Source organism: Variovorax ureilyticus (assembly GCF_050632185.1).
Lineage (GTDB): Bacteria > Pseudomonadota > Gammaproteobacteria > Burkholderiales > Burkholderiaceae_C > Variovorax > Variovorax ureilyticus_A.
Window position 1 is genome coordinate 3,889,707 of sequence record NZ_CP192579.1, and the last position, 20,871, is coordinate 3,910,577.

Below are 20,871 nucleotides of genomic sequence, written 5' to 3' on the forward strand. Positions count from 1 at the left end.
AAGCGGGGTCGCGCGTGATGCCGGGCCGGTATCGGCCGGGCATCTGGCGACGAAGGCTCCAGCTGGGCAGTCTCCTTCTTCAAGGCCGTTTCACCGCGCCGGGATCAGGTGTCAACCATCTCGCGGTAGGCGTGCCAACTCGCATGTGCGAGCCACGGGAAGATCACGATGAGCCCGAGCATGAATGTCGCGAAGCCCAGAGCCGTCAGGGTCGCGATCAACGCCGCCCACAGCAGCATGGCGCCCGGATTGCGGGCGCAGCATCGCAGGCTGGTCAGCGCCGCGGTGATCACGTCCACGGGCCGATCGATCAGTGCCGGCACACTGACGACACCGAGCGCGAAGACCAGCGCTGCCACTCCGGCGCCCACCGCGAGGAAGGCAAGCACCAGACTGGCCGGCTGGCCCGACAGGAGCAGCGCCGGAGGCAGATGCGGCACCTGCCGCACCTGCTCGGTGAAGAACAGTGCGAAGACGATGGCCGCCAGGCGCTCCCAGGCCACGTACGCCAGCACAAGCATCAGGCCGAACAGCGCAATCGAATCGCCGTTGCCTTCCCACGCGCGGAAGGCCCGTGGCGTGTCCGGCGCGGCGGACTGCTCGCGCTGGCGCGACAGCGCATACAGCGGCATCGCGATGAAAGGGGCCACCAGCAGGAATCCGCCGAGCAGCGCCGGCGCGAGGTAGGTGGCCTGCCAGGTCACCGTCGTCAGGATGAGTCCGAGGACCGTCACCACCGCACCGATGCCGAAGCTCGCGCCGGGACGGAACGCCAGATCCCGTACGCCCATCCACAGCCAGGCAAAGGGCCGCAGCAGGCCAACCTGGCGCACCGCGGGCGCCACCAGGGGGAATTGACTGTCGAGCGGGTGTTCCATCGCACACTCCTTCGCGAAAGCCGTGCCACCGGCACTGTGAGCAGCATAGTCCATTCGCATCGCCGCGGCTTGACGCCAATCAAGGCGGAGATAATGCGGGGCCAGGCGCCGACGTGATCGCGATGCGCCGCCTGCGATCACCTCACCTCCCCCGGAATGTCCCCCACGAACAAGGCCCCAAAAGCCCCAGATCTAAGCGCCGGCATCGGGCTTGTCCTCCTGACCACGTGCATGTTCGCTGGCAGCGACGCGACCATCAAGTACCTCGGCGGATCGATTCCCGTGCTGATCCTGCTCTGGGTGCGCTACATGTTCCAGACCGCCACCATGGCGGGATGGCACTTGCTTCGGGGCGGACCGAGGAAGATCCGGAGCCGGGTTCCCGCGTTGCAGTGTCTTCGTGGCGCCTTGCTGCTCCTCAATTCGGCGGCGTCCTTCTACGGCGTTCAACGTCTCCCGCTGGCCGAGTTCACCGCACTCATGCTGCTCGCGCCCGTGGCGACCACCGTGCTGAGCGCGCTCGTGCTCAAGGAATCCGTCTCGCCGGCGCGCTGGGCCATGGTCGCGCTCGGCGTGGTCGGCATGCTGGCCGTCGTGCGGCCGACAGGCGCGGGTGCCCTGGGTTGGGGTGCGCTGTTGCCCATCTCCAGTGCGCTCTGCTATGCGGCCTTCCAGCTGGTGACGCGCCGCATCGCCAGTGCGGACGATCTCATCGTCACGAACTTCTTGTCCGCTCTGCTCGTGACGTCGGTGCTCGGCGTGGTGCTGTGGGCGCTTCCGCTCGATATCGCGCCGACGCTTCGCCTCGCGAGCGGCAAGCAGTGGGCGCTGTTGCTGCTGATGGGCACGTTCGCCACCACGGGCCATGTCTGCATGGCTGGCGCGGTGCGGGTTGCGCCGTTGTCGGTGCTGATGCCCTTCGCCTACGCGCAGATCGTTTTCGCGACGGCGATCGGGTGGCTGCTGTTCGCCCACGCACCGGACCTGTGGGCGGTCGCGGGCATCTGCCTCATCGGGCTGGGCGGCATCGGAACCGTGTGGCTGAATGGCCGACCGGCGATCGGGCGGCTCTGAGCGCCGACCGAACGCCTTTCGGCGTCGATCGGCCAGGCGCACTGCCTCAGGCCAGCAGTGCGTTCACGCGCTTCACATAGGCCGCCGGATCGGCCGGCAGGCCACCTTCGGCGAGCAGCGCCTGATCGAACAGGATGTTCGCCAGATCGTCGAAGTGCGCCGAGGTCTCCAGCTTCTTCACGAGCGGGTGTTCGGCATTGACTTCGAGCACCGGCTTCACTTCCGGCGCCGGCTGACCGGCCTGCTTGAGCATTCGCGCGAGCTGGGTGCTCATGCCGCCGTCCTGCACCACCAGGCAGGCCGGTGAATCGACGAGGCGCGTGGTGACGCGCACGTCCTCGGCCTTGTCCTTGAGCGCTTCCTTGAGGCGATCGAGCACCGGCTTGAAGGATTCGGCCGCTTCCTCGGCCGCCTTCTTCTCGGCCTCGTCCTGCAGCTTGCCCAGGTCGACCGCGCCCTTGGCCACGCTCTGCAGTTGCGTGCCGTCGAACTCGGTGAGGTAGTTGAGCGCCCATTCGTCGACGCGGTCCGTCATCAGCAGCACCTCGATGCCCTTCTTTCTGAAGATCTCGAGTTGCGGGCTGTTCTTGGCGGCCGCCAGCGTGTCGGCGGTGATGTAGTAGATCGCGTCCTGGCCTTCCTTCATGCGCGACTTGTAGTCGGCCAGGCTCACGCTCACGGTGTCGCTGGTGGTCGACGCAAAGCGCAGCAGCTTCGCGATGCGGTCGCGGTTGACGAAGTCCTCGCCCAGGCCTTCCTTGAGCACCGCGCCGAACTCGGCGTAGAACTTCGCGTACTTGCCCGATTCGTCCGCGAATTCCGCGGCGGCCTCGGCGGCCGGCGTGGGTTGGGCGTGCTTGTCGACCACGTCCGTCACACCCTCGGTCGGCTCGGGCGACGGCACGGATTCGCCCGAGCCGACGTCGATCTTGCCTTCGCCGCTTTCGCTGCCGGTCTTCTGCTTCTTCGCGAGGTCTTCCAGCATGGCGAGCACGCGCTTGGTGCTGCCTTCGCGGATGGCCTTCACGTCGCGGCTTTCCTGCAAGAGCTCGCGGCTCACGTTGAGCGGCAGGTCGGCGGAATCGATCACGCCCTTGACGAAGCGCAGGTAGCTCGGCAGCAGCGCTTCGGCATCGTCCATGATGAAGACGCGCTTGACGTAGAGCTTCACGCCCGCATGCTTGTCGCGGTTCCAGAGGTCCATCGGCGCCTTGGCCGGGATGTAGAGCAGCTGCGTGTACTCGGTGTTGCCTTCGACGCGGTTGTGGCTCCAGGCGAGCGGCGCGTCGTAGTCGTGGCTGATGTTCTTGTAGAACTCGACGTACTGCTCTTCGCTGATGTCCTTCTTCGGGCGGCTCCAGAGGGCGTTCGCCTGGTTGACGGTCTCCCACTCGCCGGTCTTGACCATGGAGCCGCCCTTGTTGTCCTCGCCCTCTTTCCATTCCTCCTTCTCCATGAGGATGGGCAGCGAGATGTGATCGGAATACTTGCCGATCACCGACTTGAGCTTCCACGCGTTGAGGTACTCGTCCGCGTCGTCGCGCAGGTGCAGCGTGACGCTGGTGCCGCGCTGCGGGCGGTCGATGCTGTCGACCTCGAAGTCGCCGGCGCCGGCGCTGACCCAGCGCACGCCTTCGGCCGCCGGCAGACCCGCGCGGCGCGATTCGACGGTGATCCTGTCGGCCACGATGAAGCCCGAGTAGAAGCCCACGCCGAACTGGCCGATGAGCTGCGCGTCGGCCTTCTGGTCACCCGAGAGCTTGCTCATGAACTCGCGCGTGCCGCTCTTGGCGATGGTGCCGAGGTTGTCGATGGCTTCCTGCTGGCTCAGGCCGATGCCGTTGTCGGCGATGGTGATGGTCTTGGCGCCCGGGTCGAAGGACACGCGAACTTCGAGATTGGGCTGGTCTTCGTAGAGCGCGGATTGGTCGATGGCCTCGAAACGCAGCTTGTCGCAGGCGTCCGATGCGTTCGAGATCAGCTCGCGCAGAAAGATCTCCTTGTTCGAGTAGAGCGAATGCGTGACGAGGTGAAGCAGTTGCGCGACTTCAGCCTGGAAGGGGAGTTTGGTCTTGGAAATGGTCATGACGCGAATGGCAATCTGATGGAAAACACGCCGCATTCGGCGAACCGACGACTTTACCGCCGCTTCAACGCGGCTGCGACTCCACCTCGCGCGTCCAGCGGTCGATCAGCCGCTTGCGCTCGGCCGCGCTGCCGTACTTCTCGAAGTCGTACTTGATGAGCCGCACGTCGCTCATCGACGGAATGCGCGGATCGGGCTTGAAGGTCTTGTTGGCCGGCGACTGCAGGCTGCCGGCCTTGGCGCCGACCGATTGACCGGCCGGGCTCATCAGCCAGTCGTAGTAGCGGATCGCGTTGGCCTTGTTGCGCGCGCGCTTCACCAGCGCAATGCCGCCGATCTCGTAGCCGGTGCCTTCGCACGGCGCGACGGACTTGACCGGGTACTTGTCGTAGCGCCAGCGGTCGAAGCCGAAGATGAAGCTGATGCCGATGGCGACCTCACCCTTGGCCACGTTCGGCGCCTGCGCACTGGCCGCTGCGGGTGTAGGCGGTGGTGTTGCGGTGGAGCTTCTTCAGGTAGTCGAAGGCCTGGTCCTCGCCCATGAGCTGCACGAGTCCGGCCAGGATGGTGTAGCCCGTGCCGCTGGTCGCGGGGTGCGACATTTCGATCTCGCCCTTGTAGTCGGGCTTGATCAGGTCGGCCCAGCAGCGCGGCTCGGGCAGCTTCTTCTTCCTCAGCACGTCGGTGTTGAAGCCGAAGCCCATCGCGCTCGTGTAGAAGCCGCCGACCATGTTCTGCGACATCGCGTACTGGCGCACCGACCAGTCGTAGAGGTCGTTGATGTAGGCCGGCCGGTAGGGTTCGAGCAGCCCCTGCTCGGCCGCCTGCAGGAACGGATCGCCCGTGCCGCCCCACCAGATGTCGGTCTTGGGATTGGCCGCTTCGGCGCGCAATTGCGCCGCGATCTCGCCGGTGCCCTTGTGCGCCTGCAGCACACGGATGCCGGTGGCCCGCGTGAATTCGGCCGCCGCGGCCTCGCACCAGCTCGCGTCGGTGCTGCACAGCGCATTCACCGTCCCTTGCGCTCCCGCGCTCGATGCCGCGAGGAGTCCGAGCAACGCCCCAACGGCGGCAAGGGTTCGTCTGGGCGCGAGAGTGCATGGGGCCATCCCGGGTTTCACGAAGGAAACCGCAGGATAGCGTCTCGCGCTGCGCGCTGGATCAGGGTCAGTGCGGTGCGCCGCCGGTGATCCCGGCCATGCCGGTCGACTGGCCGATCGCCTCGGTCTGCAGCGGATGTGCCGCTTCGACCGCGCCCTTGTACACCTCGGCGCGCGAGAGCTGGCCGGAGGGCATCGGTGCGCTGGTCGATTGACCGACCGCCTCGGTGCCGGTCGGACGGGCCGCGGACATCGCGCCGGCGGCGACTTCGGGCATCAAGGTGGTGTTGGTCGTCTGCATCGGCCGATAGTCGGAGCCGTCGGACTGCGCACTCGCGCTGAACGAAGCGAAGGCCGCAAGGGCCGCGAAGGTTCCGAGCGCGAGCGCCTTGGTGGAAGCATGCATGAGGGTCTCCTGAAGTGACCCTGCCACTCTAGGCAGCCCGTCTGAGGCCGGCGTGAGCGAAGAATGAGCTCAGGATGAGGCTGGCAGGTACACACGCGCCCGCAGACCCGGGCCGTCGGCGCGGTTCGCGAGCACGATGCGAAGCCCGTTGCGCAAGGCCGCGGTGCGCGCGATGGCAAGGCCCAGCCCGCTGCCCCCGGCGGCCGAGCCCGCGATGCGGAAGAAGCGGTCGAACACTCGCTCGAGCTGCTCCGCCGGGATGCCGGGGCCATCGTCCAGCACGTCCACCACCGGCTGGCCATCCACCATGTGCAGCCGGACGTCGACCACGCCGCCCTCGGGCGCGTAACGCACCGCGTTGTCGATGAGGTTGTCGAACACGCTGCGCAGCTCCGACGGCGGCGCGGACACCAGCGGGGCGACGCGGCCTTCGAAGCCCACGTCCACGCGGCGCTGGTCGGCCAGCACCATGAGTTGTCCCACGCTGTCGCGCAGCAGCGCGGCGACGTCGACCGGCCCGCGCGCGGCAGGTGGCGCCCCGTCCTGCCGCGACAGCCGCAGCAACTGCTCGATGAGATGCTGCGCCCGCTCCACGCCGCCTTCGAGCTGCGCGAAGCGCTCCGCCGCGTCGCCGGCCGGGACGTGGCCTCGCAGGTTCTCGATCTGCAGCCGGATCGCCGCCATCGGTGTGCGCAGTTCATGCGCGGCGTCCTGCATGAAGCGGCGCTGGGTCGACAAGGCGCCGCGCAGCCGCCCGAGCACGCTGTTGAGGGCATCGACCAGCGGCGCGATCTCCTCCGGCACGCGCGCGGACGCCACTTCGGCCGTGTCGCCCACTTCCTGCGCCGCCACGTCGCGCGCGACCGCACGCAGCGAACGCGAAGCCGCCGAGACGATCAGGAGCAGCATCAACAGCGTGACCGGCAGCATCAGGAGGATCGGCAGGCTCTCCAGCAAGGCGCGGCGCACGATGCGGTTGCGGCGGAAGCCGTCGTTCTGCACCACCTGCACGCGCGGCATGTCGGTCCGGGCGCCCGGCTCGGCGGTGAAGACGCGCCATGCATCCTCGTTTCGCGGGCCGGCGCGCACGTCGCTGAAGCCGGCGTCGGATTGCAGCGGCATCTCGAGCCCGGGCCAGGACGAGCCGAGCAGCGTGCTGCCGTCGCCGCTCCAGACCTGCACGACGAAGGCGCCGCGCCGGATCACGTCGTCGCCGGTCACCGACTGCAGCGGCGGCGGGCGATGGTGGCTCACATGCGACTCGGCCAGGAGGCGCATCTGGTCATCCATGAAGTTGTTGACCAGGCGCCCGTAGGCCCCATAGGAAAACCACACCGTGGCCGCGATCGCCACGAGATACAGGGCCACCAGCCACAGAAGCAGGCGGCTGCGCAGGGAGCGGAGTCTGAAGCGGGGGCTCACGCCGGCACGACGCGCCAGCCCAGGCCGCGCACGTTGCGGATCGCCTCCGCACCGAGCTTGCGCCGCATGCCGTGGATCAGCACATCGATCGCGTTGCTCGTGACTTCCTCGCCCCAGCCGTAGATGCGGTCCTCGAGCTGCTCGCGCGAGAGGATCGCACCGGGCCGCTCCAGCAGCGCGTGCAGCAGCGCGAACTCGCGCGCGGTGAGCACCTCGCGCACGCCGTTGACGATCACGTCGCGCGTGGTCAGGTCGAGCTGCAGCGTGGCGGTGCCGATCACCGAATGCGCCGCGCCGTCGCGCCGCCGCACCACGGCACGCATGCGCGCGAGCAGTTCGCGCAGTTCGAAGGGCTTGAGCAGGTAGTCGTCCGCACCGAGGTCGAGCGTCTCGACGCGCTCGTCGAGCCCGTCGCGCGCGGTCAGCACCAGCACCGGCGTCGCATCGCCACGCTTGCGGGCGCGGCGCAGCACTTCGGTGCCGTCGAGCTTGGGCAGCCCCATGTCGAGCAGCACGCAGGTGTAGCCACCGTCGGCCAGCGCGCTGTGCGCCAATGCGCCGTCGCGCACCCAATCGACCGACCAGCCGGCGTTGTCAAGCGCATGCGAGAGACTGCGGCCGATCATTTCGTCGTCTTCCACGAGCAATGCGCGCACGGGGTCTCCTTGTGGCGGGAACACAGCTGTCCGGAGGCTACGCCCGTTTTCTTAGCCTTGCATGAGTGGGCCGACGAGCGATCTCGGCATTTGGTCAGCTTCTGCTGGGATTGGATCCAGAACATGGGGGTGTCTGTCCACACATGGCATCAGGAGCAAATCGGAATGAAGTTCCAACTCAAGGCTGTACTGCTCGGCGCCGGCCTGCTGGCCGCGCTGGGCGCCCAGGCGCAACAACTCCCGGCCGATGCGCCGGCCGGCACCACGGTGCAGTGCAAGGATGGAAGCTACGCCTCGCCCGACACCAAGTCGGGCGCGTGCCGCGGCCACAAGGGCATCAAGACCTGGTACGGCAAGGCCGACGCCAAGGCAGGTACGGCTGCGGCTGCGCCGGCAGCAGCGGCGCCGGCGGGCGCTCCCGCCGCCCCGACTGCGGCACCCGCCGCCAAGGCGCCCGCGGCGTCCGATACGTCGAAGATGACCGCGGCACCCGGCGGCGGCGCGGGCAAGGTCTGGGCCAACGACGAGACCAAGGTCTACCACTGCATGGGCGACCGCTACTACGGCAAGACCAAGAAGGGCGAATACATGACCGAGGCAGACGCCAAGGCCAAGGGCATGCACGCCTCGCACAACAAGGCTTGTAGCTGAGTTCACCCCCGGCGGCCCGGCGAAGCCGGTTCCGCGGGGTTCCTGGCCTCGGTCAGAAGCGCTCGTTCGGGGCGAGGTAGCGCCACTGGCCCACGGGCAGGTTGCCGAGGACGACGTTGCCGATCCGGATGCGCTTCAGGCCGACGACCTTGAGGCCCACGAGTTCGCACATGCGGCGAATCTGCCGCTTCTTGCCTTCGGTCAGCACGAAACGCAACTGCTCGGGGTTCTGCCAGTCGACACGCGCGGGCTTCAGTGGCTGGCCGTCGAGGCTCAGGCCGTGGCGCAGCTTCGCGAGCTGTTCGCGCGGGAACGCGGCCTGCGTGTTCTGCGCCACCGTGCCGTAGGACACGCGCACGAGGTATTCCTTCTCCATCGACGAGTCCTCGCCGATGAGCTGCCGCGCCACGCGGCCATCCTGCGTCAACACCAGCAGCCCCACCGAATCGATGTCGAGCCGGCCGGCCGGCGCCAGTCCCTTGAGCTGCTGCGGCGAGAAGCGGTGCCGGCTCGTGTCTTCGCGCCAGTGCGTGCGCGAACTGACCAGCACCACCGCCGGATCGTGGCCGTCCTCGGCACTGGCCGCTGACATAGCCGACCGGCTTGTTGAGCAGGATCGTCACCTGTTGCTGCTGCTGGCTCTGCGCCTTGCGGTCGACCTCGATACGGTCGGCCGGCGTGACCTTGACGCCCATCTCCGCCACCTGGCCGTTGACCTTGACCCAGCCGTTGGCGATCCAGTCGTCCGCCTCGCGGCGCGAGCACAGGCCCAGTTCGGCCATGCGTTTGTTGAGGCGGGAAGGTGCGGGGGTGTCGGGCATGAGGATCGGCGGGCTCGGTTGCGGCGATTTTCCGCCATCCGTGCGGCGATGTTCCAATCGCCTCCGGATGAACATCACCCTCCTCACTTCGGTCGCCATGCTGGCCTTTGCCGGCAATTCGCTGCTGTGCCGGCTCGCGTTGCAGCACACGGGCATCGACGCCGCCACCTTCACGTCGGTGCGGCTGGCATCCGGCGCGCTGGTGCTCTGGGTGATCGCGTCGCGGCAATCCGCCCCACAGCCCCGGCGGCTCGCGGGCGGATGGCTGTCGGCACTCGCCCTGTTCGCCTACGCCGAGGCCTTTTCCTTCGCGTACATCAGCCTGCCGGCCGGCACCGGCGCGCTGCTGCTGTTCGCGGCGGTGCAGATCAGCATGCTCGGCCGGGGGCTCTCGAAGGGGAGAAGTTCTCGCGCTGGCAGGCGACCGGCTTCGTGCTGGCGGTGGGCGGGCTGGTCTTCCTGCTCCTGCCGGGGATCGCGGCGCCGCCGCTGCAGGGCGCGCTGCTGATGATCGTGGCGGGCATCGCGTGGGCGGTCTATTCATTGCGCGCCAGGGGGACGGGTGATCCGACGCAGGTGACCGCCGGCAACTTCGCGCGCTCCGCGCCGATGGCGCTGATCGTCAGCGCCGCGATGCTGTCGTCGATGCGCTGGAGCCCGGCCGGCATCGCCTATGCAGTTGCGTCGGGAACGCTCACCTCGGGGCTCGGCTACGTGATCTGGTACGCCGCCCTGCGTGAGCTCAGGGTGACCAGCGCCGCGACGGTGCAGCTCAGCGTGCCGGTGATCGCGGCCTTCGGCGGCGTCGCGTTCCTCGGCGAATCCGCGAGCCTCAGATTGCTGGTCGCGTCGGTGCTGGTGCTCGGCGGCGTGGCGATCGTGCTGCTGGCGCGCAGCCGTTAGGGCGTGTTCACCCTAGGCCACCAGCCGGTAGCCCACCGCCGTCTCGGTCAGCAGGTGGCGCGGCTGCGCCGGATCGGCTTCGAGCTTCTGCCGCAGGTGGCCCATGTAGATGCGCAGGTAGTGGCTCTGCTCGCCGTGCGACGGCCCCCACACCTCGCGCAGCAACTGCCGCTGGGTAAGCACGCGGCCCGCGTTGGCGACGAGCACCGACAGCAGCCGGTATTCGGTCGGCGTGAGATGCACCTCCACGCCCGCACGGCGCACCAGCCGCGCGGCGCGATCGACCTCGACCTCGCCGAAGCGGAACACCGGCTCGGGCTCTTCGCCGCCGGCTGCGGCGCGCGGCCGGCGCAGGTTGGCGCGCACGCGCGCGAGCAGCTCGCCCGTGCCGAAGGGCTTGGTGAGATAGTCGTCGGCGCCGGCATCGAGCGCGGCGATCTTGTCCGCCTCGTCGCTGCGGGCCGAGAGCACGATGATCGGCACGCCCGACCAGCCGCGGACGTCGCGGATGAGGTTCACGCCATCCCCATCGGGCAACCCCAGATCGAGCACCAGCAGGTCGGGCTGGCGCGTCCCGGCCGCGGCAAGCCCGTCGCGCAAGGTGCCTGCCTCGTGCACCTGCCAGCCTTCGGCCTCCAGCGCGCCACGCACGAAGCGGCGGATCTGCGGCTCGTCCTCGATCACGATGGCGGTGGGGCTGGGCATGGCTTCAGAGCGAGATTTCGGCAGGTTCAGGTGGGGTTCGGCGCGGCAGCGTGACCATGAATTCTGCCCCGCCACCTTCCGCGTTCGCCGCCGCGATCTGGCCGCCGTGCGCGCTCACCACCGCCTTGCAGATCGCGAGGCCGAGCCCGACACCCGGCGTCGCCGATTCGGCCTGGCCGCGCGTGAACTTGTCGAACAGCGTCTGCTCGCGGCCCTTCAGCGAAGCAGGCAGGCCCGGACCGTGGTCGCGCACGGCGAGCACCAGCGAGCCTTCGGGCGCACGCGCGCTGACGACGACAGGCGGCGCACCGTACTTGGCCGCGTTTTCCAGCAGGTTGACCAGCACGCGCTCGATCAGCACCGCATCGAATTCGACGAGCGGCAGGTCCGACGGCAGATCGGTCTGCACCGCCATGTCGCCGAGCGCCGGCCGTGCGGCGCGGATCGCGGAGCCCACGACCTCTTCGACCGATTGCCACTCGCGCCGCAGGTTGACCGCGCCGCCCGCGATGCCGCTTTCCAGCCGGGCCATGTCCAGCAGGTTGCTGACCAGTGCGTGCAGCTGATGCGCCTGCCGCACGATCGCGCGCGCGGCCTCGCGCTGCTCGTCGCCTTCGGGCAGCGTCTGCAGCGATTCCGCGAGCGCGATCAGCGCCGTCAGCGGCGTGCGAACGTCGTGCGAGATCGCGCCGAGCAGCGCATTGCGCAGGCGCTCCGATTCGATCTCGACCACCGCCTGCTGGGCGACGTCGACGTAGTGCACCCGTTCGAGCGCGATCGCGATCTGCCGCGCGAGCGTGTCGAGCTGTTGCGCCTGTTCGGGGATGAGCAGCCAGCGCGGCTGTGCCGGTTCGAGCGCCAGCACGCCGCGCACGCGCATCGGCGCCTTCAGCGGCACGTAGTGCCAGGGCTGTGCGGCGAGCGTCGCAGTGGCGAGGCCGGCGGGTTGCCCGTGGCGGAAGGCCCAGTCCGCCACGCTGGCATCGAAGCCGGGCGGGGCATCCGGCGGCATCACGAGCCGATCGTTCGCGTCGGTCGCCAGCACCAGCGCGCGACCGCCGAAGTGCCCCTGCACCGCCGCAGCGCCGAGCGCCGCGACCGGCTGCTTTCGAGCGCCGCAGACAGCTCGCGCGTGAGCTCGAAGAGCGATTGCGCACGCCGCTCGCGGCTCGCCGAGACGCTCGCGGCGAAGCGCAGCCCCGCGGTGAGCTGTCCCACCAGCAGGCCGACCCCGAGCATCACCGCGAAGGTCAGCACATATTGGAGATCGCCCACCGCGAACGACAGGCGCGGCGGAACGAAGAAGAAATCGAAAGCCGCGACGTTGAGCAGCGCCGACAGCGCCGCCGGACCGCGGCCGAAGCGCATCGCGACGCCGACCACGCCGAGCAGGAACAGCATCACGATATTCGCCAGCTCCAGCACGCCCACCAGCGGCGCCGCCAGCAGCGTGACCGCGATGCTGATCGCGACCGCCCACGCATAGCCGGGCCAGCGTGCGCGCGGACGATCTTCCATCGGCGAATCGGCACGCCGCGCACCCACCGGCCCGTTCGACAGGCGCCGCGAACTCTCGACCCGCGCGACTTCGACGATGTCCAGGCCCGGCGCGTCGCGCGCAAGCCGGCGCGCGAGCGCAGGCGCCGGCCACCAGCGCGCCCAGCCGGTCGCGGACGCCCTGCGGCCCACCACGAGCGTCGCGCAGTTGAGCCGCTGCGCCTGTGCGGCGAGCGCTGCGGCGATGTCCTCGCCGGTCAGTACCGCGGTCTCCGCACCCAGCCCTTCGGCGAGCTTGAGAACGGCGAGGATGCGGTCGCGCCGGGCCGCGTCGAGCCGCTGCAGGCGCGGCGTTTCGACATACGCCGCATGCCACCGCACGTTGAGCTGCGCGGCCAGCCGCGCAGCGGTGCGCACCGTCTGCGCAGCGCCTTCGTCCAGGCCGACGCAGGCGAGGATCGCGCCGGAGGTGTTCCAGGCTGGCGGGCCCGACTCGCCGAGCGGGCCGGACTGCTCGACGCGCCAGTTGCGCACGTCGTCCTCCACATGCTCGGCGGTGCGACGCAGCGCGATCTCGCGCAACGCGATCAGGTTGCCCTTGCGGAAAAAGTTCTGCGCCGCACGCTCGGCCTGGTGCGGCACGTAGACCTTGCCGGCGGCGAGCCGCGCCGTGAGCTCGTCGGGCGTGACGTCGACCAGCACCACCTCGTCGGCTTCGTCGAGCACCGAGTCGGGCACCGTCTCGTGCACACGCACCCCGGTGATCGCGCCGACCGTGCCGTTGAGGCTCTCCAGATGCTGGACGTTGAGCGCCGACCACACATCGATGCCTGCAGCGAGCAGTTCCTCCACGTCCTGCCAGCGCTTGGCGTGGCGCGAACCCGGCGCGTTGGTGTGCGCGAGTTCGTCGACCAGCAACACCGCCGGCTTGCGCGCGAGCGCGGCATCGAGGTCGAATTCGACGAGCGTGCGGCCACGATGGCTCACGCTGCGAAGCGGCAGCACCTCCAGCCCGGAGAGCAAGGCGGCCGTCTCGCTGCGGCCGTGGGTCTCGACGACACCGACCACCACATCGCGGCCGGCGGTGCGCTCCCGCTGCGCGGCACTGAGCATGGACCAGGTCTTGCCGACACCCGCGCTGGCGCCGAAGTAGATGCGCAGCCGCCCGCGCCGCGCTCGCTCCTCTTCCGCGCGCCATTGCGCAAGCAGCACGTCGGGGTCGGGGCGGGCGTCGTCGTTCATGGGGTCGATGGCAGGTTACCGCATCGACCGAAGCACCCGGTCAAGCCGAGCAGGCCATGCGGGAGCACCCGCGGAACCGGCTTGGCCGGGCCGCGGGGTGCGCCCCCTTGAGGGGGTGCAGAGCCACACGCAGTGGGCGAGGCTGGGGGTGGGCTTCATCAAGGCGCAGGTTGCGCATCGAGCGCGAGATTGAGCGCCAGGACGTTCACGCGCGGTTCGCCGAACAGGCCGAATAGCGGCTTCTCGGCGCGCGCATCGATCATCGCCAGCACCTGCTCCACCGGCAGGTTGCGGGCGCGCGCGATGCGGGGCGCCTGGTAGCGCGCGGCGGCCGGGCTGATGTCCGGATCGAGACCGCTCGCCGAGGCGGTGACCAGATCGATCGGCACCGGCACGTCGTTGCCCGGGTCGGCTGCGCGCAGCGCCTCGATGCGCGCCTTGACCGCGTCCGCCAGCGCCGGATTGAGCGGCCCCTGGTTGGCGCCGCCCGATGCGCCGCCGTTGTAGGGCATCGGCGCGGTGGCCGAAGGGCGCCCCCAGAAGTGCTTCGGGTCGGTGAAGTTCTGGCCGATCAGCGTCGAGCCGACCGGCTTGCCATCGCGCACGACGAGGCTGCCGGCCGCCTGTTCGGGAAACGCGCTGCGCGCGACGCCGGTCACGGCGAGGGGATAGACGATGCCCGTGATCGCACTGAGCAGCACGAAGAGCACGACGGTGGGACGGAAGATGTCTTTCATTTGAATGTCCTCAGACCAGGCCCACTGCCACCAGCAGCCAGTCGATCAACTTGATGCCGATAAAGGGAACGATCAGTCCGCCGAGCCCGTAGATCGCGAGGTTGCGGCGCAGCAGCGACGCCGCACCCACCGGCCGGTAGCGCACGCCTTTCAATGCGAGCGGGATCAGGAACACGATCACCACCGCGTTGAAGATCACCGCCGACAGGATCGCCGATGACGGGCTCGCGAGCCGCATCACGTTGAGCGCCCCCAGCTGCGGATAGGTCGAGATGAAGATCGCCGGGATGATCGCGAAGTACTTCGCGACGTCGTTGGCGATCGAGAAGGTGGTGAGCGAGCCGCGCGTCATCAAGAGCGCCTTGCCGGTCTCGACCACTTCGAGCAGCTTGGTGGGATTGGAATCGAGGTCGACCATGTTGCCCGCCTCCTTCGCGGCCTGCGTGCCGCTGCCCATCGCGACCGCGACGTCGGCCTGCGCAAGCGCGGGCGCGTCGTTGGTGCCGTCGCCGGTCATCGCGACGAGTCGGCCGTCGGCACGGTAGCCGCGGATCAGCCTGAGCTTGTCCTCGGGCGTGGCTTCGGCGAGGAAGTCGTCGACACCGGCTTCGGCAGCGATCGCGGCGGCGGTGAGCTTGTTGTCGCCGGTGATCATCACCGTCTTGATGCCCATGCGGCGCAGCTCGGCGAAGCGTTCGCGGATGCCGGTCTTCACGATGTCCTTGAGCTCGACCACGCCGAGCACGCGCTCGCCCTCGGCCACCGCGAGCGGCGTGCTGCCACGCCGTGCGACCGCGTCCGCCGCATCCGCCAGCACGGCCGGCATCGCGCCGCCGAGCACTTCGATGTGGCGGCGCACCGCATCCACCGCGCCCTTGCGCAGCACGATCGGCTGCACGTCGAGGCTGTTCGATGCCGCCGGAAGATCGACACCGCTCATGCGCGTCTGCGCGGTGAAGGGGACCACATGCGCCCCTTCGACCGGCGCGTCGGTCGTGCCGCCGCGCCGCGCGAGTTCCACGATGCTGCGGCCCTCGGGCGTTTCGTCCGCCAGCGATGCCAGCAGCGCGGCGCGCGCGAGGCGTTCCTGCGACACGCCGGGCGCGGTGATGAAGGCGCTGGCCTGGCGGCTGCCGTGCGTGATGGTGCCGGTCTTGTCCAGCAGCAGCACGTCGACGTCGCCCGCCGCCTCGACCGCGCGGCCCGAGGTGGCGATCACGTTGGCCTGCATCATGCGGCTCATGCCGGCCACGCCGACCGCCGAGAGCAGCCCGCCGATGGTGGTCGGGATCAGGCACACGAGCAGCGCGACCAGCGCCGTGAGCGACACCACCGTGCCCGCGCCCGCCGCGCCGACGCTGAACACCGAGTAAGGGAGCAGCGTCGCGGTGACGACCAGGAACACCATCGTCAGGGCCACCAGCAGGATGGTCAGCGCGATCTCGTTCGGCGTCTTCTGGCGCTTGGCGGCTTCGACCATGCCGATCATGCGGTCGAGGAAGGATTCTCCCGGGTTCACGCTGATGCTCACCACCAGCCAGTCCGACAGGACCCGCGTACCGCCGGTGACGGCCGAGAAGTCGCCGCCCGATTCGCGCACCACCGGTGCGGATTCGCCGGTGATCGCGCTCTCGTCGACCGAGGCCACGCCTTCGATCACTTCGCCGTCGAGCGGGATCACGTCGTGCGTCTCGACCAGCACCACGTCGCCGCGGCGCAGGTCGGTCGATTTCACCGGCAGCCACTTGCCGCCGTGGTCGGGCTCGGCCAGTTTCTTGGCCCAGGTGTCCTTGCGCAGGCCGCGCAGCGAAGCCGCCTGCGCCTTGCTGCGGCCCTCGGCCAGCGCCTCGGCGAAGTTGGCGAAGAGCACGGTGAACCACAGCCAGATCGACACCGCGAGCACGAAGGCCGGCGGCATGCCGGTGTCGCCGGGGAAGCTCAGCGAGTGCGCCCACAGCACCGTCGTGAGGATGCTGCCGATGTAGACGATGAACATCACCGGATTGCGCCACTGCACGCGCGGGCTCAGCTTGGTGACTGCGGCCCAGAGCGCCGGCCTGACGAGCGCGGCGTCGAACAGGGAAAGGGAAGTCTGCGTTTTCATGTCGTTGATCACTTCCAGAGCATCAGGTGCTCGACGACAGGGCCCAAGGCCAGCGCGGGCACGTAGTTGAGCAGGCCCACCAGCAGCACGGTGCCGATCAGCAGCGCGACGAACAGCGGCCCATGCGTGGGCATGGTCCCGGCGGTGACGGGGATGCGCTTCTTGGCCGCCAGCGCGCCCGCGATCGCGAGCACCGGCACGATCACGCCGAAGCGGCCGAACCACATCGCGAGCGCGAGCAGCCCGTTATAGAAGGGCGTGTTGGCCGACAGGCCGGCGAACGCGCTGCCGTTGTTGTTGGCGGCCGAGGTGAGCGCATAGAGGATCTCGGAGAAGCCATGCGCCCCCGGATTGGCAATCCCCGCCTTGCCCGCATCCGCGATCACCGCGATGGCCGTGCCCGCCAGCACGAGGATCGGTGTGACGAGGATCGCGATCGAGGTCAGCTTCATCTCGTGGACTTCGATCTTCTTGCCGAGGTACTCCGGCGTGCGACCGATCATGAGCCCCGCGATGAACACCGCGAGGATCGCGAAGATCAGCATGCTGTAGAGGCCGGTGCCGACACCGCCGAAGACGACTTCGCCGAGCTGCATCAGCACCATCGGCACCATGCCGCCGAGCGGCGTGAACGAATCGTGCATCGCGTTCACGGCGCCGCAGGAAGCCGCGGTGGTGATCGCGGCGAAGAGGCCCGACGCAGCGATGCCGAAGCGCACCTCCTTGCCTTCCATGTTGCCGCCCGACTGCCATGTACTGGCCGCCTGGTCCGCGCCGAGCACACCCAGCAGTGGGTTGCCGGCCTCTTCCGCCGGAATCACCACGACGACCGCGGCGACGAAAATCACCGTCATCGCCGCCAGCACCGCCCAGCCCTGGCGCAGGTCGCCGACCACGCGGCCGAACGCGAAGCACAGCGCGGCCGGGATCAGGAAGATCGCCAGCATCTGCACGAAATTGGCGAGCGCCGTCGGGTTCTCGTAGGGGTGCGCCGAATTGGCGTTGAAGAAGCCCCCGCCGTTGGTGCCGAGCATCTTGATGGCCTCCTGCGAAGCCACGGGGCCCATCGCGAGCGTCTGCGTCGCGGTGGTCGCATCTTCCGTCACCGGATTGCCCGCAGCATCCTTGACCGGCTGGCCCGCAGCGTCGAGCTTGGGGTTCTGATAGGCCGTGGCCTCGAGGGTGGTCACCGTCCTGTAGGCATCGAAGTTCTGGATCACGCCCTGGCCCACGAAGAAGATCGCGAGCACGAAGGAGATCGGCACCAGCAGCCACATCGTGATGCGCGTGATGTCGACCCAGAAGTTGCCGACGAAGCCCTTGCCGTCGGTGCTGCGCGCCGCAAACCCGCGTGCCAGCGCGAACGCGACCGCGATGCCCGTGGCCGCGGAGAAGAAGTTCTGGACCGCGAGTCCGAGCATCTGCGTCAGATAGCTCATCGTCGACTCGGGCGTATAGCCCTGCCAGTTGGTGTTGGAGACGAAGCTCACCGCGGTGTTGAAGGCCGAGTCCGGCGATACCGCCGCCATGCCCGCCGGATTCAGCGGCAGCCAGACCTGCAGCCGCTGCAGCGCATACACCGCCAGCGCGCCGAGCGTGTTGAAGGCGAGCAGCGCGATGGCGTAGCTGCGCCAGTGCATCGACCGCTCGGGCGACGTCCCCGCGAGCTGGTAGAGCGGCGCTTCGGCCGCCTGCATCCAGCGCGGCAGCCGCCCTTCGCACATGGCCGCAAGGTAGCGCCCGAGCGGCCATGCCAGCACGCCGAGCACCACGAGATAGAGGCCCAGCAGGGCCCAGGCGGAGGTGTTCACGATCAGAACTCCTCGGCGCAGATCAGCGCGAACACGAGGTACGCGAACAGGATCACGGCGACGAGGCCGCCGAACCCGTAAAGGATTTCAAGGCTGATCATGGCCGCGCCCTCCGCGGCGTTTCGAGCCGGATCAGCCCGGCCACCATCGCCACCATGGCGGCCCAGAAAGCCGCCAGCGCAGCCAACCACACGATGTCCATTCGATTCACTCCTCTGTGCGAGACATGGCCGTCAGTCTCGGCAGGCGTGCGTAAAAGGGGGAACAGACTCGACGCGGGCCCGTAAAGAAAGCGTAAATACCGCGCGGGCGTACCGACGGTGCGTTGCGTTTTTCACGCAAGCCGCCGCTGTTGCAATGGCGTGCGCGGGAGTGTGATTTCGTTGATACCCCGTCCTCCGCCGGATGCGTACAACCTCTTTCCGCGACCTGTGGAAAGGGAACATCATGGACAGCGAAGCGATTGCACTGGTGGTCGACGAACCCATCGCCGGCCATTTCTACTGGGTGCTGCAGAAGCAGGACGGCGCCGACTGCAAGCCCGTCGATGCGGCCGCGGGGCCGATGCCGACCTACGGCGCGGCCATGATGGCCGGCATCGAGGCGCTGCAGCGCCGAGCGGATGCGCGTGGCGGGGACCCCGGCGCCGCGCCGATCGTCACGGCCTACGTCGATCCCGAAGAGGATCTGGGCCCGCCGACCATCCACTGAGCTCTTGATTCGAGACGGCGGCCATCTCGAATCGAGAGCGCTCGGGCGGTCTCGCTCCGGCACACTCCGGCGCTTCGTGCGCCGGAACACGGCGCCAATCCACGACGAGACACCCATGATCCGAAAGCTGCTCACCCTCTGCGCGCTGGCGCTGGCCTTTGCCGCCACCGCACACGCCGACACCTATCCCACGAAGCCCATCCGCCTGGTGGTGCCCTTCCCGCCCGGCGGCGGCACCGACATCCTGTCGCGGCTGGTGGCCAACAAGCTCACCGAAGCCAGCAAGTGGACCGTGGTGGCCGACAACCGCGCCGGCGCGGGCGGCACCATCGGCATCGCCGAAGCGGCGCGCGCCGCGCCCTCGGGCTATGAGATGGTCATGGGCCAAAAGGACAACCTGGTCGTCGCGCCGTGGCTCTACAAGAACCTGAGCTACGACCCGACCAGGGACCTCGTCGCCGTCGCGCACGTGGCCTACACGCCGGTGATCATCGTCACCCGCACCGAATCGAAGTTCAAGACGCTGGCCGACGTGGTCGATGCGGCGCGCGCGCAGCCCGATGCGATCACCTACGGCTCGCCGGGCAACGGCACCACGATTCACCTCGCGGGCGAGATCTTCAAGAGCGCGGCCAACATCAAGCTGCGGCACGTGCCTTACAAGGGCTCGAACGCCGCGATGATGGACGTGCTGGCCGGCAACGTCGATTTGATGGTGTCGTCGGTGCCATCGGCGATGGCCCAGATCAAGTCGGGCAAGCTGCGCCCGCTGGCGGTGACCTCGCTGCGCCGCAGCAGCTCGCTGCCCGATGTGCCGACCGTGGCCGAGCTGGGCTACAAGGACTTCGACGTCAGCACCTGGTACGGCCTCTTCATGCCGGCCGGCACGCCGAAGGACATTGTCGCCAAGGTCAACGCCGAAGTGAACAAGCTGCTCGCGACGCAGGAGATGAAGGACGCGATCATCGGCCAGGGCGCCGAGCCGCAGGCGATGACGCCGGAGCAGTTCGGCACGCTGCTGAAGAACGACTACCAGAAGTGGAAGGGCATCGTTCAAGCCTCCGGCGCAACCATTGAGTAACCCCCAGGCTCGCGCACTTCGTGTCGCTCTCCACCCCCTTGCAGGGGGCAACCCCAGCGGCCCGGCAGAGCCGGTTCCGCGGGGTTTCTGGAACGGGCCTGGCTTCGCCGGCCGCTCGGCTTTAGACCTCTCGGACGTCGGCGACGGGGTTGCTGCCGAAGTCCGCGCGGTCCAGGTACTTCAGGACCTTGGCCGCGGCGGATTGCGGCGAGTCGAGCTTTCCATCAGCCTTGAGGCGCTCGAAGCGCACGCGGTCCGGGAACATGTCCGGGTCGCCACCCCGCAGTTCCACCTGCATGTCGGTATCGATCACGCCCGGCGCGAGCGACACGATCCTCGCGGCACCGGGGCCTTTTTCTTCCAGAGCGACAGCGCGCGAGAAATGATCCATGCCGGCCTTCGCGGCACAGTAGGGCGCCCGGCTTCCCATCGCATTGCGGCCGAGGCCCGAAGAGATGTTGAGCACCTTGCGATCAGCGCGCCAGCCCTTGGTCGCGCCGAGGAACGCCGCGGTCAGAAGCATGGCCGACTCCAGCCCGACGCGCAGTGCCTGCGACAGTTCGGCAGGCACTGCTTCGGACAACGGGCGAATGCGCCCCACGGTGCCGGCGTTGTTGATCAGGGTGGCGCTGTCGAAGGACGCGGCATCGAGTGTTGCAAGCCATGCCGAAAGCCGCTCGGCGGCGGCCACCGGCTCCGCGAGATCGAGCTGCCACTGCGCCAGATCGGCGCCCGCTTCGCGGGCCAGCACCGCGAGCTGGTCGTCGCTGTGACGCGAGATGCACAAGAGGCGCCGGCCCGGTTGCAGAAGCTGCTCGGCCATGGCGCGGCCCAGACCGCGGGATGCGCCGGTGATGACGGTGAGATGCGAAGAAGTCATGGCGGATTTCGTGAGAAACATCTTGCGGACGGGATTTGCCGCGCTTGCGATGGTATCGGCGCGGAGACGGGCGCTGACTAGAATCGGCGCGCTTTCTTGAACAGAA

General features: G+C 68.7%; 16 protein-coding genes and 4 pseudogenes. 5 read left to right on the forward strand and 15 right to left on the reverse strand.

Going from position 1 to position 20,871, the window contains the following annotated elements:
* Positions 1-104 precede the first annotated feature (104 nt).
* Entirely contained in the window at positions 105-878 is a 774-nt protein-coding gene (locus ACQ858_RS19190; protein ID WP_431274168.1) for a DUF2189 domain-containing protein, read from the reverse strand.
* Positions 879-1,109: 231 nt separating this feature from the next.
* On the opposite strand from ACQ858_RS19190, the gene ACQ858_RS19195 reads away from it, so the two are divergent.
* Positions 1,110-1,952 carry a DMT family transporter gene (locus ACQ858_RS19195; RefSeq protein WP_431274169.1) on the forward strand — a complete coding sequence of 281 codons (843 nt, stop codon included), beginning with the start codon at positions 1,110-1,112 and terminating at the stop codon, positions 1,950-1,952.
* 46 nt (positions 1,953-1,998) lie between these two features.
* Here ACQ858_RS19195 and htpG read toward each other — a convergent pair whose 3' ends face one another.
* The 5 genes and pseudogenes from htpG to ACQ858_RS19220 all read right to left on the reverse strand — a co-directional run bounded on the left by htpG (position 1,999) and on the right by ACQ858_RS19220 (position 7,622).
* Positions 1,999-4,038 carry a molecular chaperone HtpG gene (htpG, locus tag ACQ858_RS19200; protein ID WP_431274170.1) on the reverse strand — a complete coding sequence of 680 codons (2,040 nt, stop codon included), beginning with the start codon at positions 4,036-4,038 and terminating at the stop codon, positions 1,999-2,001.
* 64 nt (positions 4,039-4,102) lie between these two features.
* Positions 4,103-5,147 (reverse strand): annotated as a pseudogene (locus tag ACQ858_RS19205) (ABC transporter substrate-binding protein).
* A 58-nt stretch (positions 5,148-5,205) separates the two neighbouring features.
* Positions 5,206-5,544 (reverse strand): hypothetical protein, encoded by a 339-nt coding sequence (locus tag ACQ858_RS19210; RefSeq protein ID WP_431274171.1) that lies wholly within the window; start codon positions 5,542-5,544, stop codon positions 5,206-5,208.
* Positions 5,545-5,613: 69 nt separating this feature from the next.
* Positions 5,614-6,966: a sensor histidine kinase gene (locus ACQ858_RS19215; protein ID WP_431274172.1), complete on the reverse strand. Its 1,353-nt coding sequence runs from the start codon at positions 6,964-6,966 to the stop codon at positions 5,614-5,616.
* Positions 6,963-7,622, reverse strand: coding sequence for a response regulator (locus tag ACQ858_RS19220; protein ID WP_431274173.1), 660 nt, complete (start codon positions 7,620-7,622; stop codon positions 6,963-6,965). Before ACQ858_RS19220 ends, ACQ858_RS19215 begins: the two co-directional genes overlap by 4 nt.
* A gap of 165 nt (positions 7,623-7,787) precedes the next feature.
* Here ACQ858_RS19220 and ACQ858_RS19225 point away from each other — a divergent pair, with 165 nt between their 5' ends.
* Entirely contained in the window at positions 7,788-8,273 is a 486-nt protein-coding gene (locus ACQ858_RS19225; RefSeq protein ID WP_431274174.1) for a DUF3761 domain-containing protein, read from the forward strand.
* A gap of 52 nt (positions 8,274-8,325) precedes the next feature.
* On the opposite strand, the gene ACQ858_RS19230 is transcribed toward ACQ858_RS19225, so the two are convergent.
* Together ACQ858_RS19230 and ACQ858_RS19235 are read right to left on the reverse strand one after the other, a co-directional pair.
* Positions 8,326-8,865, reverse strand: coding sequence for a pseudouridine synthase (locus ACQ858_RS19230; RefSeq protein ID WP_431274175.1), 540 nt, complete (start codon positions 8,863-8,865; stop codon positions 8,326-8,328).
* A gap of 130 nt (positions 8,866-8,995) precedes the next feature.
* A pseudogene (locus ACQ858_RS19235) lies at positions 8,996-9,250 on the reverse strand (hypothetical protein); the annotation flags it as partial.
* Between ACQ858_RS19235 and ACQ858_RS19240 the strand changes: the two are divergent.
* A pseudogene (locus tag ACQ858_RS19240) lies at positions 9,162-9,997 on the forward strand (DMT family transporter). The pseudogenes ACQ858_RS19235 and ACQ858_RS19240 sit on opposite strands and share 89 nt — an antisense overlap.
* 12 nt (positions 9,998-10,009) lie before the next feature.
* Here ACQ858_RS19240 and kdpE read toward each other — a convergent pair.
* From kdpE to kdpF, 6 genes and pseudogenes are all read right to left on the reverse strand, one after another.
* Positions 10,010-10,702, reverse strand: a complete 693-nt coding sequence (kdpE, locus tag ACQ858_RS19245) for a two-component system response regulator KdpE (protein WP_431274176.1) — start codon at positions 10,700-10,702, stop codon at positions 10,010-10,012.
* Between the two features lie 4 nt (positions 10,703-10,706).
* Positions 10,707-13,441, reverse strand: a pseudogene (locus ACQ858_RS19250) (DUF4118 domain-containing protein).
* A gap of 158 nt (positions 13,442-13,599) precedes the next feature.
* The gene (kdpC, locus tag ACQ858_RS19255; RefSeq protein WP_431274177.1) at positions 13,600-14,178 is read right to left on the reverse strand and encodes a potassium-transporting ATPase subunit KdpC; all 579 of its coding nucleotides are present in this window, start codon (positions 14,176-14,178) and stop codon (positions 13,600-13,602) included.
* Positions 14,179-14,188: 10 nt separating this feature from the next.
* Positions 14,189-16,282 carry a potassium-transporting ATPase subunit KdpB gene (kdpB, locus tag ACQ858_RS19260; RefSeq protein WP_431274178.1) on the reverse strand — a complete coding sequence of 698 codons (2,094 nt, stop codon included), beginning with the start codon at positions 16,280-16,282 and terminating at the stop codon, positions 14,189-14,191.
* 8 nt (positions 16,283-16,290) lie between these two features.
* The gene (kdpA, locus tag ACQ858_RS19265) at positions 16,291-18,093 is read right to left on the reverse strand and encodes a potassium-transporting ATPase subunit KdpA (RefSeq protein ID WP_431274179.1); all 1,803 of its coding nucleotides are present in this window, start codon (positions 18,091-18,093) and stop codon (positions 16,291-16,293) included.
* A 2-nt stretch (positions 18,094-18,095) separates the two neighbouring features.
* A complete protein-coding gene (gene kdpF, locus ACQ858_RS19270) occupies positions 18,096-18,194 on the reverse strand; it encodes a K(+)-transporting ATPase subunit F (RefSeq protein ID WP_093162476.1) in 99 nt (32 codons plus the stop codon).
* Between the two features lie 346 nt (positions 18,195-18,540).
* Here kdpF and ACQ858_RS19275 point away from each other — a divergent pair, with 346 nt between their 5' ends.
* Together ACQ858_RS19275 and ACQ858_RS19280 are read left to right on the forward strand one after the other, a co-directional pair.
* Positions 18,541-18,804 (forward strand): hypothetical protein, encoded by a 264-nt coding sequence (locus tag ACQ858_RS19275; RefSeq protein WP_431274180.1) that lies wholly within the window; start codon positions 18,541-18,543, stop codon positions 18,802-18,804.
* 115 nt (positions 18,805-18,919) lie between these two features.
* The gene (locus ACQ858_RS19280; RefSeq protein ID WP_431274181.1) at positions 18,920-19,885 is read left to right on the forward strand and encodes a Bug family tripartite tricarboxylate transporter substrate binding protein; all 966 of its coding nucleotides are present in this window, start codon (positions 18,920-18,922) and stop codon (positions 19,883-19,885) included.
* A 121-nt stretch (positions 19,886-20,006) separates the two neighbouring features.
* Here the strand turns inward: ACQ858_RS19280 and ACQ858_RS19285 are convergent, their stop codons facing one another.
* A complete protein-coding gene (locus tag ACQ858_RS19285) occupies positions 20,007-20,765 on the reverse strand; it encodes an SDR family NAD(P)-dependent oxidoreductase (protein WP_431274182.1) in 759 nt (252 codons plus the stop codon).
* Positions 20,766-20,871: the final 106 nt, after the last annotated feature.